Below are 14,027 nucleotides of genomic sequence, written 5' to 3' on the forward strand. Positions count from 1 at the left end.
GCGCCAGCAGCATCTGGCCGCCGGACAAGCAGAAGACCCGCAAGCTCAGTGCGCTTCAAACATACCTGCATTAGGTGGTAGCAGGCCTCGTTTTTGGTAGGGGCGCATGGCCCGACAAACTGTGCCAGCACCCTTCTTCACGCAGCTTCGACTACAGGCTTTAGGCTCTCTCGCAATGCGACCAGGGGCCCTTGGAGGCGTGCCACCGCCTCCTCAAAGGACTCCTTCGAGAGGCTCGCCTTCTTCTGTGTAAGTCGGACAGTGTCGAAGTCCCCCAGCTGTGCACTCTCGGGCAAGCGTTCCGCAGCCAATATGACTTGATGATGAACCCCGGCTGCCCTTCCCAAAACCTCGACCATCTTTGTCAGATTCGGATCGTCCTGACCCGACTGTTGAGGGGTATCAACGACGAAGGGAAACAGCGGGGAGTCACCCCACTCAGCATTCGTCGCAAGCATGGCCAGATGAACAGCCAACATGGAGCGAGGCGCGGAACTTCCTCCAGACTGAGCACGCGCCCCCGGTTTGGGATCGCCGATCTGCTCGTCGATAGGAACATCGACCAAGTTGGACAAACTCGAGACCTGCGACGAAAAATACTTGCGAACTTGAGCCAATCGATCAGGGTCTTCGAACTTTTTGACCTCCTCATCTGCCTTAGCCTTTTCTATTTCCAGCTTCTTCAAAGCGGTGGACAGATCGCCGCTGACCCGCTGAAAAGCTGAGTCGAGGGTTCTCTTGCTCTGCGAGGCCAGGACTTCTTCAAGCTTCAGCTTGGCTCGCCGTTCCTGCTGGAGTTTGTCGAGTTCGGCGATGTTGCGCTCCACCCCTCGCAAGCTCGCACGGATGTTGGCCTCTTTGCTGCCGATGTCATCTGCTTGTGTCCGAAGCTCCATGATGAGTCCACCCAAGGACTCGGCGTCGCTCGAAAGAAGAATTCGAGCATGGAAGGAGTTCTCATGAACCGTGCCGCACGTGGGGCACTCGATGGCCTCTCCAGCACGGTCCGTCAGGTACGCAAAGTCACCTTTCAGTTCGTTGTAGGCAGCAAGTGCGACCTTCAATTCCGACTGGACTTTCTCACGCGTGTTGACCAGCCCGAGAAGTTGGCCACGGATGCGAACCTGTTCCTGCTGGAGCTTGGTCGCTTTGCGGCCAAGCTCCGCCAGTTCACTGCGAAACGCAGCGAAGTTGAGAGACGGCAGATTCTTGGGCAGAACATCTTGCACCCGCTTAAAAGCCGCTCGCTGCGCTTCAAGTTCCTTGCGCCTATCTGTGACTCGCTCACCGATCTCTGTCGAAAGATGCTTCGCCTGGAAGTATGCGTTTGGCCGCATGCCAATGAAGGACTCGAACGTCGCGCCCTTCCAGTCCGAGAACTGCGTCAGCTGTTCAAAGGTATCCCAACCGGCTCCCCAGCTACCGTCCTGATCCATGTAAAACGGCATGAGCATGTATTCAGGCCCGGCTTGCGAGAAAGTTACTGTCTGCGGACGCTTGAGCCTGAGTTCGAATCCAAAGAACGCGCCGAGTGCCTTCGACCACGCACCCATGTTCTCTGCAGAAAAGAGCAACTGGTCATTGGCCCCAAACATCCCCAGCCTCTTACCGTCGCGAACAACCATGTAGTCGCTGTCTCGATAGGTGAACTCCAAGGCAGCAACCGCATCAGGGTCCCAGGTTCCAGCGTCACGCTTGCGCGTCTTGCACCCGAAGACCCAATAGAGATTCTTGATGACGCGGGATTTACCCGTGCCGTTCGGTCCCAGAAGCAGCGTCTTCTGACTGAACAGCTGTTTTCTGGCGCTCTCGTCTCTCGCGGACACGAGCCAGAGCGTCTTGTATGTCACGCGCCGGTTCATTTTTCTTCCTTAGATTCCGGACCAGCCGGAGCAGTGAATACGGTGAGGTCGATTGCATCGGATAACACCAGTAGCGCCACAGCGCGTATGTAGGCCAGGGGAAGGCCATTGAACTCAGCAGGGCTTGATGCCCGGGCCTCTTCAACAACCTCGTTCATTAACTCGCCCAAGGTTGCCTTTGCACCAATGGCGGCTTCAATGGGAACGCGGGCCCGCTGCAGCGCGCTCGCCACCCCGCTGAAAATCATGTTGGTCCGGTCGGACGCGTCCGCACACACCCGGACCCTCTGAGCCTTGATGTCCTTGCGTTCGATGAAAGGGTGCCCCTCTCGATCCAACTCGGCAGTAGCTTCTTCCAGGATTTGGCTCAATGGCGCCCGGGACTGCGCAACGCTGGCCAGAATGTTCAGGGCCTGCGACTTGGAGATGATGCGCAGCTTGAGATCTTCGAAGCTCCGCGCGTAGGTAGTGCTCGACGCCCGGCTTTGTACTTCGCTTGCCAAAACCCGTGCCGCTACCGACGTATGACTGAGTTGAAACGGCAGCTGTCCCGTTGACGATAGCTGCTCGAGCTTCCCACTGACAAAGATCTCTGGCTCGCCCAATGGGAGATTGGTCTTGTGCACCATCACACCAGTCAGATCGATATCACCTTCGGGGATGCCCAATTGGGCACTGACGGCCGCCTTCACGAGCGTCTGCTGCTCGGTCGTCAGCGTGGACAGATCTGTGTTCGTTGCAAGCGAGTCCACGCCGGCTTCATCGGGCAGCTTCACGCCGATGTTGGAGACGAATCTCAGGTTGGCACGCGAGGCACCGAACTCGTGCCGACGGGCATACAGCTTGGCGAGGATGGAATTCTCATACGTGCCATCCTTGCGCTTGCTACCCTTCTTATGGAGATCCTTCAAGACCCAGACGCCATCGCGCTCATGCTTCTTGACCTGGCAGAACTCCACCTTCGTTGGCGATTGCGCGGAATCGAGAATCGCGATGTCCTCCTTGACCTCAACGCCGACGGCGAAGTCATTCCCGCTTCCCAGAAGTTCGGCGATAGACAACGCGGCCCACCATTGTTGAAAGGTGAAGCCCAAGCTGGCGTTGACGCCATTCTTCTCGTCTATTGGGCGGTCACGGAGCACGAGATCCAGGCTATCCTGAACATCATCCGGTCTCCTCGCTGAGGTCCTTTGTGACATCAATCGGTTCTTTAATTTTCCCTGCTTTCTTCAGCAGTCACGTCTTAGCCATCTCCGGCGTGCAGTCCGTTTTGAGCGGACTGATCGTCCATGACATTTTGATACAGGATACATGGTTCGCCTCTGACCCTTGAGCTGCCAGCAAATGCCCTGGTGAGCCGCCTTCGATACAGCTCGTTCCGAATCAGGTCCAAAGTGCCTGCTCAAGCACCGAAGACGCGTCGGATCTCCATTGGCGAAGAGCTGCGGCTTATGACCAAATTTCCCCATCGACACACGAATTTGCGCGCCAACGGGGAAAGTCTTTTCCATTAGGCATTTACCCAGTGCCAAATCCTGTGGTTCGGAGAAGCTCGCTGGAGGACGAACCCGTGGCCGAAGGCATCACAGCTCTTTGAGGGCACTTCGGGCGGCATGTGCGGCCAATGCAGAACGGGCCAAATCCCCGCACATCACCAACCGGTCACCTCGCTCCGTTCTACCCACGTCGACGTCAAGCACTTGGTCACCAGGACGATACCTGTCGCTCAGGTAGCGGCAGGCTTCTGGGCTCTCCTGCAGATGCTGGGTGAGACGGTCCATGACACCGTACCAAGCATAGAAGTCCGCCAAGCAGCGCGGATCAGCGTGATCGAGGCCTTCACCAATTGTCAAGACATGCATCAGAGCCCCTGTCATGCCGTTCCAGTGCATCAGCAGGAGCGCTGTTTCCACTCCCAAGCCTTTCACGGCCACCCTTACGCCACATGGTGAAGTGAACAGGCGCAGATTTCCGGGAAGCCTTTGTTGGCTCATGGCCCACTCGACCGAGGTGTCCCAGTTGCTTCGACTCGCCATCAACGTCCTTCCTGGACATATGTCGATGCCATCTGCCGCTCGTTCGTAGCGCCGTTGCCGCCACGTTCATCGATTCGCTGCCCCTGCCAGAAAACGCTGATTGACCTTGCCAGTCTGGCATCCATGTTCTTCATGCACTGCTGCAATAGTCTCTTCGCCCCACGGCTCTGAACGCGTCCGCCACGAAAGCACACGAAGAACAGATCGGCGGCGGGCTTCCTCTTTCGACCAAGATCGGCTCGGTGTTGGAGGTATTGCGCTGAAAGCCGGGCAAGCAGCGCGTACGCTCTTTCCAAATCATGTTCATTCGCCACGCAGTCTCGGCCCGCGGATATTGCCCTCAGTGCTTCATCGAGTGACATTTCGACAACCACATCCAGTTGTTTTCCAAGCGTGACTGCCAACAGGATGGCAACCGCGTCGCGCACAAGGACCTCCGTCGAACTTCTACGTTTCTGATCGGTGCTCGCAGCATCTGCCAACGCGGTAAGCATTTGCTGCAGTTCGGCACTCGACGCCCGCATCCTACGGCCCAGGATTTCTTGAAGCGACTTTCCCCCGCTCGATCCAAGCAGCTTGGAGACCGCTTGCTTCGTCAGCACGATGCCTGAGGCGGTCAACTGGTCCATGGCGGTCTGAACCTCGATATGTGAGACATCACGAATTTGCTTGCGCAGCTGGCTCCGAATCGCCGCCTCGAACCAGTGCGGAAGCTCTTGCCGATCCACACTGAAGTGCTCCGCAGAAAGTCCGCAGCGTTCGCTGAAAGTGAGCAAGGTTCCAGGCCAACCTTGGAAAAGACCTGCGACCCGGGAAGTCAGCTGCAGTCGCATTTCAAGGGGTAGCCATTCAATCGATCGCTGGTCAGCTCGAGAAGCCACCTCTACTACCTCCCTCGCGGCAGGGACTTCGGCGTGGATCTTTCGCGCGGATCGGTTTCTAATAAATAGTTGGGCGACACACCAAGCCGCAGCAGCGAATTCGACCGCCGGAACGATCGCCCCGTTCGACAACGAGACATCTCGTTCAAATAATTGTCCCGAGACGGGGAGCAATTCGGACGTATCCATCACAGAAGGACTGGATCTCAGATCGTATCTACAGACGGGGCATTCGTGCACAGGTATCCAGGCACCTTCGTACAAATTTCCCAAAGCACTGGTCGCCGGCCACGACGGATGCCCACAACGGTTGCAGCCGTCGATGAGCCGAATCCCATGCCGTTCGCAGACCGAATGCAGGCACAGTCGCCATCGCAGCCGGAAATGCGGAACTTCATCCTCTCGAAGGCATTGCGGACAGAAAGGAATACCGAAGGGACGATCACGCCTGCTGTATCTCAGCGGCAAAACCCATCGCGGGACGCTCGCTCCACCCCGGAACCGAAGCAACGTGCCGTCTAGCCCAGCGAGAGTCATCTGCATGACTTCGCCCTCCGTGAGAAGGTTTTCCTGCGCGAGCCACCCGACAGTAGTAGCAGCGGGCTTCAGGTCTGAATCAGTCCGCTGCAGTTCCCTTGGCGCCCGAGGGAACAGTCTGAAGCCGTTCTCGAGGCCGGATCTCTGACGCCAGCTGGTCAGCGACTCCCCTGGCAATGGGTGCGGTCGGACTAGAAACATGGCATCTCACTGCACACACCGCGCCCCGAGCAAGTTCCGAAGATCGCTGCGCAAAACGTACAGGTCGTTCAGCGCGACCGGCACAAGCGCCGCCTTGAACAGGGCGATGCGCTTTTCTTTGACAGCGCCCAGGATCTTGCGCCACCACTTGCACCTGTATGCGTTGTAGGCACCAGGCACCCACCATGAGAAGTACAGGCGCTCCAGATGCGGGCCATTCTCCGTTCTCGCCGCTCGGAAGAGGAACTCGGCGAACGAACGAAGCTCCGCAGGGCACACGCGATCACCGTTCCGGCCATGACGGGTCAACGCCAATTTGCGCGCAGTGACGCATCCTGAGGCGACAAGCCCACGCATGGCATCGACGCTGCACCCGAGTTGTGCAGCCCCCGCTTCGATGGTGTCGGTCTGCTGCATGGCCTGCACGATGGAACGGTAGACCGCCGGCGGAATGTTGAATGTCTTTTTCCCTTTTGCGAGATCAACTGTGTAGCTCGCCCCTGGGATGCCGCCCTCATCGATGCACCGCAGCAAGGTGCCGTAGCTGTTCCCCGTCACCTTCATCAGGTCCTTGATGCCATAAGTCTCCTTAGCTGGAGGCAAGGAGCGCCGCTGCGCACGGATTCGATCGGGGTTGAGTTCCGGCTGGTGTCGGCGCTTTACTTCTTCCGCGACGGACTGCATGCAACTGAAGAATTTGCTCCCGAGGCGATAGTTCAGGCGCATGAACCCGTCCTTCTTTCCCGGATCGGCCTCCGCAATCACCGAAGCCACGATGCTTCTGGGTGCATCCATCAGCAGATGCCGGATCGAAAGCGCGTCGGAGATCGTCAGAAATCCATCGCGGTCCAGCACGACATAGGACCTGCGCCGCGTCTTCGGCTCCACCGGCGCCGCCAGCCATTTGCAGGTTCTCGCCGCCTCTTGGCTCAGCTCATGAGCCCGCGCGAATGTGCCGAACGTTTGAGCGGCGTACGCCTCGGAAAAAATTTCCCGCAACTTCTCCGTCCAGCGCTCTGCCACATCGGACTTTTGCTGCCGAAGGTCCGCACCGCACCGACACTGGAGCAACTGAGGACGCAAGACATCCAAAGGCTTGTGGCATGACTGACAGGTGTCGACCAGCAATGTCCCATGGTGACTACATGCCACACTCATAGGCATGCCCCACTCGGACCGGACGAACGGGATCTTGTCCGATGCCAGGCAACGTGGACAGATGCGGGTCTTCAGCGTACGGCCAAAGGTCGCGAAGAAGACGCGCTCACGATCAACTTTTGCGTCCAGGGGATGCTCACGGGGAGCGCTGGGATACACGATACCGAACCGCCCCAGGACCTCCGCGGGAGATGCGACGACAAGCTGTTGCATCGTCATTCCGGCAAGTCGCGCCATGGTACCCACGCCGCCCGGGATGTAGTTCGCTTCGGCCAGACGGATCAGGTAGTCGGACCAAGACTCACCAGCCAAGGGCTCGCACCGGTCGATGAGGTGTGGCTGTTCGAACTCGGGAACTGATTCTCGGAACACCCTCACCCCGCCTTCGTTGCCCGTTGACCTCGACGAGATGCCTTCTTCACGTTGGCATCGTCAGGCTCATCCTGGCGCAGTTCGAAGATTTGCCCGGGGCCAGTCAAGGCCTCGCCATTCCAGTCTGCCGCAAACGGGTTCCCGGCCACGGCGGCGACCTGGTGCAGATCCTCGAATCCCAGCTCGAGATCGACCTTCTCGATACGTTCGGATCCGCGCTGCACCGCTCGCACCAAGGCCCTGGCCATCAGCTTCATCAGGTAGTCCAGAATTCCATTGGTCGCCGCGAGCAATGGTCGCGCCAGTCTCATGCTTTTCAATTCTGAATGCTCGGCCAGCGGCAATCCCCGATCCACCAGCTCAAGCAAGCTGAGATAGTTCTTGATGTCCGTTTCAGACGCCATCGAAAAGACTGGCAGTTCGAAACGAGCTTGCATGCGGCGCCGGAGTTGGTCATGTGCATCCCGCACAACTGCAGCCTGTTCGGTGCCCAAGGCAAAGACTAATCCGGGAAACTTGAAGTCGCACAAATCGCGGATCCAGTTCGCGATGTGCTCGACCCCTCGTGCCTTTCGCCTGGACGGGACATCCTGGAAGTCGTCGATGGCGATGATGATGGTGCCGGCCTTGAGAAGCAGGTTCTCAGCGCGATCCTTCTTGTCCTCCCAGGAACCACGGTCGTACAAGGGGTCCCCCAGCGCCTTCAGTAACGCCGAGCCCATGGAGGATGGCGAGGGGACAGCTGGCACCTTAAAGCACACCACAGGCCGGGTGCTCATTGTGGGCGTGTCGACATCCGGGTATTGCCTTTTCAGGAAGTTCACGAAGCTGGTCTTACCGGAGCCAGAGCCTGCGATCACCAGGACGCCGTTGGCCTTCATCTCGACCTTACGCAACACCAGTTCGGCTTCGACGAAATCAGCGACCTTCTTGATGGCCTTGTGCTTGACGAAGATCCCTTGGAATTTTTCAAGTCGCTGGGATAAGGAAACGTTTGCCCAGTGGGAACGATCGTTTGCGGGCATGAGAACTGCGTCTGCGTTCATAGGAGGCTTTCAATGGAATCGAAGGGTTGAGCGGTATTGCGGTGAAACACCGCAGAAGTCGGAGGTCAAAGCCGATGGCAACGGCCTATGAAGGTCATTCCAGCTCCATTTCTTCATCCAGTTCGAACTCGACTTCGTCCACGTCGGCGACCATGTCCTCGACGGCCGACACCATCGTCTCGATAACGAGAGGCTTCCGCGCAGGAACATCCGCCAAGTCGGAGAGTTCTTCCAGCGGAACGTCGAGACCAGCCCTGTGCACTTGGTAGCCGAGCTTGCGCTGACGGAGCTTCTTGGACTTCATCAGATCCTTGGTGTCCGCGATCAGCGCCTGGCGGGCTTCATGCATTTGGACCAGACCAGGTGAGCGGAGCTTCATCAACCGCGCCTTCTTGAGAATCAAAGACTGTTGGTAGTTGGTCAGACCCTGCACATACCGGACGTCCTCGATGCAGGGCACCTTGAGGTAGTTCTTCGACAGCGGGTCCAACACGTACAGGTACGACAGATTCGACGGCAGGTACCTCACCCAGACCTCGGCACGGGCCCCGAGTCTTTTACGCAGCTCTTCAAGCTGGGGCGACTGGTACCGCAGCCTCATGCGCAAGAGTCCCCCCGAGTCGCGGAACGTGAGCTTGTCGTAGATCGTTCCCATGAGTTCCTGCGAAGGGCGACGTCGCGGAAGCAGCGGCTCAGTGTCGAGGAACTGCTCCCTCCAGGCCTCTCGGGGTGTTTTTCCGTCCTTGCCGCAGGGCTTGTTCGAATACTCGTCCACGATCCAGGCCATCAGCCGCTTTCGGAACTCGTCAATTGACATCACAGCGCTACCCAAGCCAACGTTGAGCAGCTCGCGATCCTCCTTCGGCCCCACCCACCCAGGAAGGTCCTGGATGAACTCGAACTTCACTCGATGATTGAAGTGTTCGATATCGGGCTTGTCCGTGGGATGGTGAGGGCGTGAAAACGCGATTTCAGCATCGAACTCAAGCACGCTCGCCTGCAGTTGCAGCGTCGCGTTGTACGAAGCGTTGTCAAGGTTGACGATCCCATGTTGCCCATACCACTCCCACTTCCCGCGGCACAGCGAGAAGTCGGGCGAGCCGGGATCTTTCGGGTAGATTCCATGGACCACCGCCTCGAAGGCGCTCTCGGACGAGCGGGGACGTTCGCTCAGCGAGTAGCCCAGCACGGCGGATGTGTGCTCATCGACGCCAGCCGTCAGCCAGCAACGTCCCCATGGCAGATTCGTACGCGGGTCGATGAGGAAGACGGCCGTGTCGGTGTCGTCGTAGTGGACGATATCGAGGGCATGATCCACCCGGATCCGCGCACCCGCTTCACGGAATCTCTGGTCAGCCCGCTTTTTCCCTTCATTCCGGACGCAAATCGCATAGGGCGTAAACCGGTCATTAAAGCGTCTCGTGACGGTGGGAAGGGAAGGCACTTCCAGTGCGCGCTTTTTCGTCTCGTCATCGGGATGTTGGGGCATCTCGATGACAAGGCCTGGCCGCTGAATGATCGCGATCGCACTGTTGTGCTGTTGGACCATCGCGTTGACTGCGTTGTGGACTTTCATGGCACGCAGCTTCCCGCTGACGGGATTTGCTGCCTGCTCCAGAGCTTGATCGATGATGCGCTCGACCGCAGGATCCAGGCGCCGGCCTCCAGGACCACCACGCAAATGGAACTGTGGAAGTAAGGAGCGGTGATCCCCCTGATTGCGGCGCAATGTACGCGCGGCTTCATACAAGGCATCCACGCCGTAAGGACAGATTTCTCGGAACTCGTGTTCGACGTCCTTGATCGCGGCCCTCAGGAAATCGGAGGGATTGAAGTTCACAACGCCATGACGTTGCAGCGCATGGATCCAGCGTCGCTTCGTCAGCATCACGCCCAGCGCCTTCTCGGTGCGGAAGGCCACAGGGATTCCCTCGATCAGGCTCTGCTCTCCCGCGCGAAGATGAACGGGAACCATGAGGGCCTGCTCGACGGACAAATCTTCAGCGAGCGATACGACGCCCCTGCTCATTGCGGAACGCAGAACAGGCCAATGGCAGGTGCGAGTCTCCGTCGAAGCGATGTCCGTGAGGTACAGCTTGTCGCCCTCGGTGATGGCATCGACGCGACACACAACTCCTCCAACGCGCAGCAGCGTTTTGAGCGGGGGCATCGAGATTTCGGCGGTTTCGGCAATGGCATTCATGTGGGATCCTGGTGACGTGTTGGTTTAGGTGCGCCCTACGCTGATCGCGGCCTAGACGATTTCCGCGAGGGAGGACCACCATCCATAGGATTCGACGGGTGCATACAGCACCGTCTCAAAGCGTCGGTCTTTGGGATTCGACGTAATCAGCGTCCGATCACACAATGGCGCGAACGGGTTGAAGTGGGCCTGTCCCACCCACACAGCCGCAAGAACGTGGTGACGGTATACCCCCGCCTTCCGAAGTTCCTCTAGGGTCTTCGGGGCTTCAGCCACCAATTGCGCGACCGCAAAGATCCGGTCGTAGGGGATGTCGCAGCTCCCAAGTCGGCGCATCTCGCGGAGCTGTCGCCAAAGGGCTGCGGACAAGGGCCATCTATCGGTCCAGAACAGGAACTTCATGCCGCTTTGCGTGATGACACTTTCGACACGGCGCTGCCTTTCCAGCTTTTCCTCCGTGAGGAACTTGCTCGCCTTGGTCTCGACCACGAAGGCGCGACCATCATGGGTCTCGAACAGGATGTCGGGCGTTGCATCGATGCCATGGTCGGCGTTGTTCAGCGAGAAAGGCTCGAGCTTCCAGCGCTTCACGTACCCGGCGTTCCTCATGGTCACCAGCAAGGACCGGGCTGTCGCGGTGTTCCCACCTTCCGCGACCGTCACGGAGTTATCACCGCCTTGCACCAGATACCTTTGCGTCGGCCGGCTCCGCCCCTGCGGATCACGGGCAGGAGCAGATTGAAATACTTGCTCCAGCCAGTTCCGACTTCCCAGTGGATGGTTTCTGTTCACGATGCACGCCCCTTTCGTCAAAGTTAGGTGCAATCGTGATTCCCAAGTCGGAATTCTAGAATGTATATAGTGACAATAAATTGATAGACGTTTACTCCGTGGGAGCGGAGCCCGGGTATCTGGACCTTCTTCTTTTTTCAGGAGTAACAGTGGATCTCGACGATCTGCGTGCCCGCCTACAGGCCGCAACCATCAGTTGGCGTCAACGAGCCATACCAGGAGGCAAATCCTCTGCGCGGCAATCGCATACTCGGCTCCTCGCCTCGATGGATACTCGCGAACGCCGGAGTAACAGGTACCGGCTCAACCCAGCCGATCTTCGAAAAGTCGTCGCAGAACTTCGGACGATTTCCCTCGTTCAAATGCGTGCGGCGTCGCAAGCTCTGCGAGAGCTCATGGAAATGGGCTGTCGATTCGAGTACGAGCAGGAAAGCGCAGGCGGTGAGCGGCACTGGATCCACTTGTCTCTTGACCAAATCCCCTATCTCGATAACGCACGCACCGCACTCCCTTTGATCACATCGCTTGCAGAGCTGCCACAAGCTCAGCAGGCCAAGCTGGTTCAGCTGCTGGAAGAAGAAAAGGCGGTTCGACATCTCGAGGTTCGCCTACAGCTCGAACAAGCAGACGGAACCCGCGCTGGTCAGGTGCAACGGTCGCTCAAGCTGGCATCGGCCCAAGCCTCACTCAACCGAACTTTGGCTTCGATCTCGCCTGCAGGGCTGGTTTGGCTGGCGAACAATCGCGACACGTTCAATCTGCTGGGTTGGTCGAACCTGACGCTTCCTATCCTGGGCTCAACACGCTTCGATCCAGAGCAACTGCTTCAGGCCTCAGAGAGCCTCGACTTGATCTCGGACTGCCTCATCATGCCCTTCCCACTCGATCCTGGAGCCGATCTAGAAGTCCTCGGAAGGTGGCTCAAGCTTTGGCAGGTTTGCGAGGAGGCTGCGGAGAACCTCTCGATGGTGTCCGCCTGGCTACGCTGCCTCGGAAGCACTGGGGAGTACAAGCGATGTCGTGTCTGCTTCCGACATGTCGGCGAGGGTATGAAAAAGAACTGTTGGCTGCACCACCGAAGTGCCAAGGTCCGTGTGCCTTCTCGAGAACTGCACGTCTCCGGCATCTACCAGGACGCATGGAAGCAAGCAGCCAAGAAGCATCCACGTATCCATGTGCTCTTGAATGACGTGACCCCAACCTCTCAGGTGCGCCGCCAGATGCAGCATGCCGCGGAAGGCGAGGGCCTCGCACCGGAGGTAGCTACCGCTGCGGCGGCTTTGGGAGCATTGATCCATACGCTGCTCCCTGTATTGGAACCAAGTTTGCAGGACCTGCTGAAGCGGCAATTCGACGCGTGCGTGGCGCAAGCCAATCGGCTGGTCATGGCGCGCCAAGGTCGCATTGCGGACACTTCGGCGATACCGTTGACCCCACCTGGACGTGCTTTAAGGGCCCTTGGTTGGGAGCGCTTCTTCGCCGATTTCTTCGGTTCAGCGATGTCACCCGCCGAAACGACCCGCTTCGGTACCGGCAAGCCCATCGATGTCGACCATCCGCTGACGTCGACAACGCAAACGATTCCGGTGCAAAAACTTGCCTTGGACCTGCTACATCTGAGCACCTGGATTTCCGTCGACATGGCGTTCGACGCCCTGAGTTATCTGAATGTCAACGCGATTCGGCGCGATATTCAACTGGCCCTAGAGGAAAACGGGGTGCGTCCGACGTACCAGGAACTCGCACAAGCCCATCACACAACGCCGCAAGCAATCCAACAAGCGATGTCAAAAAGGTCTTCTACCCGACGCAGGTTTCGGGTGCTGGACAAAGGGCGCGAGGAACTCCGACGCATGGTGTTGAGGAACTTTACGCATTGAACTTCTTATTCTTCTCACTTCCATCAAAGGCCTTTGCTTTCGATATAGAGTCGAACAGCCACTGACACAGCTACAAAGCCTTGATGATTCGGTAAGCCCCGTCAGGCCGAGGATCTTGATAACCAGGAGCGAGTGGTGCGCTGCTGGCACCGTACAGCGCAAGCGGGTCCGAAAGCCACAGCGCGTATTCCGGTCCACGAAGGCTGTGGTCTGGCGAGCAGTCCACGCTCCAGCGCCGCAGCATGTAGCCAGCATTCGCCGCACGAGCCTTCACGATGCGCACCCCGTCCGGCATATCGAAGTCCATTCGAACAATTTCAGGCCGAGCGTGCTCCGGGTGAGGAACCAGTACGAGTTCGATGATGCGACTCCATTGGACATCGTGCTCCACCGTCTCCTCCGGCACAACCGGGCTGTCTTCAAGCACTGTCGGGCTCTCCATTCGAGTGAACACGAAGTCCCTGAACTCCAGGTGCTTTCGACAAAAGGCTCGCAAATGCCAGCGGATGCCGGTGTCGACCAAGGCGAGCGGCACCAACTCCCGCTCGGTCTTGCCACTGCCAACAGACGTGTAGCCGAGCCGGACGGCCTTGCCTCGGTTGATAGCGCGGGTGATGGGCGCGAGCACCTCCATCGCGGGCAAGCTGAGCGAGGGTGGGAACTCGCATCGAACCATTGAGCGGAGCTCATCACCGATACCTCCGCCGAAGCCTTGCGACAGAGCGGTCAGCACACGCTGCGGCTGGTGCTCGAAAAGAGGCACGAACTCCGACGTCGGCCGATAGGCCTTTGTCGCCGGGTCAAGCTCTAGGTTTTCAGGTGCGATCTCACGGTACTGGGCGATGTCGCGGGTAGCTCCGGCCGGCCCCACTTCAAACCGCTCAACGACGTCAGCTCGGCGCAGTTCACCGAGGAAGTAGAGCTTGAAGTCGATATGCGACAGGCGCTCGCGCTGTACGCGGGGCAGTTGCTCGAGCTCCTTACGCCGTCGATCTGCATTTTTTGGATCCATATGGCCATGATACCAACATCGCCCAGAAGATCGGATCACGAAGATGC

The 14,027-nt window shown here is 58.4% G+C and carries 10 protein-coding genes and 1 pseudogene; 1 reads left to right on the forward strand and 10 read right to left on the reverse strand.

All coding sequences use genetic code 11. The features are described from left to right. Nucleotides 1–137 precede the first annotated feature (137 nt). The 9 genes and pseudogenes from ACODSM_RS13400 to ACODSM_RS13440 form a co-directional block, all read right to left on the reverse strand. On the reverse strand, nucleotides 138–1,862 hold the full coding sequence (locus ACODSM_RS13400; protein WP_444691703.1) for a coiled-coil domain-containing protein: 1,725 nt from the start codon (nucleotides 1,860–1,862) through the stop codon (nucleotides 138–140). After that, the gene (locus tag ACODSM_RS13405) at nucleotides 1,859–3,004 is read right to left on the reverse strand and encodes a dsDNA nuclease domain-containing protein (RefSeq protein ID WP_488805595.1); all 1,146 of its coding nucleotides are present in this window, start codon (nucleotides 3,002–3,004) and stop codon (nucleotides 1,859–1,861) included. Before ACODSM_RS13405 ends, ACODSM_RS13400 begins: the two co-directional genes overlap by 4 nt. 441 nt (nucleotides 3,005–3,445) lie before the next feature. Then, nucleotides 3,446–3,898, reverse strand: a complete 453-nt coding sequence (locus tag ACODSM_RS13410; RefSeq protein ID WP_488805596.1) for a hypothetical protein — start codon at nucleotides 3,896–3,898, stop codon at nucleotides 3,446–3,448. Further along, nucleotides 3,898–4,968 carry a hypothetical protein gene (locus ACODSM_RS13415; RefSeq protein ID WP_488805622.1) on the reverse strand — a complete coding sequence of 357 codons (1,071 nt, stop codon included), beginning with the start codon at nucleotides 4,966–4,968 and terminating at the stop codon, nucleotides 3,898–3,900. Before ACODSM_RS13415 ends, ACODSM_RS13410 begins: the two co-directional genes overlap by 1 nt. Before the next feature lie 147 nt (nucleotides 4,969–5,115). Further along, nucleotides 5,116–5,517 (reverse strand): annotated as a pseudogene (locus ACODSM_RS13420) (TniQ family protein); the annotation flags it as partial. A gap of 6 nt (nucleotides 5,518–5,523) precedes the next feature. Continuing rightward, on the reverse strand, nucleotides 5,524–7,047 hold the full coding sequence (locus ACODSM_RS13425; protein WP_488805597.1) for a TniQ family protein: 1,524 nt from the start codon (nucleotides 7,045–7,047) through the stop codon (nucleotides 5,524–5,526). 2 nt (nucleotides 7,048–7,049) lie between these two features. After that, complete coding sequence (locus ACODSM_RS13430) at nucleotides 7,050–8,093, reverse strand: TniB family NTP-binding protein (RefSeq protein WP_488805598.1); 1,044 nt, start codon at nucleotides 8,091–8,093, stop codon at nucleotides 7,050–7,052. Nucleotides 8,094–8,187: 94 nt separating this feature from the next. Next, entirely contained in the window at nucleotides 8,188–10,296 is a 2,109-nt protein-coding gene (locus ACODSM_RS13435) for a hypothetical protein (RefSeq protein ID WP_488805599.1), read from the reverse strand. A 51-nt stretch (nucleotides 10,297–10,347) separates the two neighbouring features. After that, nucleotides 10,348–10,887 (reverse strand): hypothetical protein, encoded by a 540-nt coding sequence (locus tag ACODSM_RS13440; RefSeq protein WP_488805600.1) that lies wholly within the window; start codon nucleotides 10,885–10,887, stop codon nucleotides 10,348–10,350. Between the two features lie 350 nt (nucleotides 10,888–11,237). Here ACODSM_RS13440 and ACODSM_RS13445 point away from each other — a divergent pair, with 350 nt between their 5' ends. Further along, a complete protein-coding gene (locus ACODSM_RS13445; RefSeq protein WP_488805601.1) occupies nucleotides 11,238–12,968 on the forward strand; it encodes a hypothetical protein in 1,731 nt (576 codons plus the stop codon). 70 nt (nucleotides 12,969–13,038) lie between these two features. On the opposite strand, the gene ACODSM_RS13450 is transcribed toward ACODSM_RS13445, so the two are convergent. Continuing rightward, a complete protein-coding gene (locus tag ACODSM_RS13450) occupies nucleotides 13,039–13,980 on the reverse strand; it encodes a WYL domain-containing protein (RefSeq protein WP_422832630.1) in 942 nt (313 codons plus the stop codon). Between the last annotated feature and the right edge of the window lie 47 nt (nucleotides 13,981–14,027).

This window comes from Acidovorax sp. FG42 (assembly GCF_057809195.1).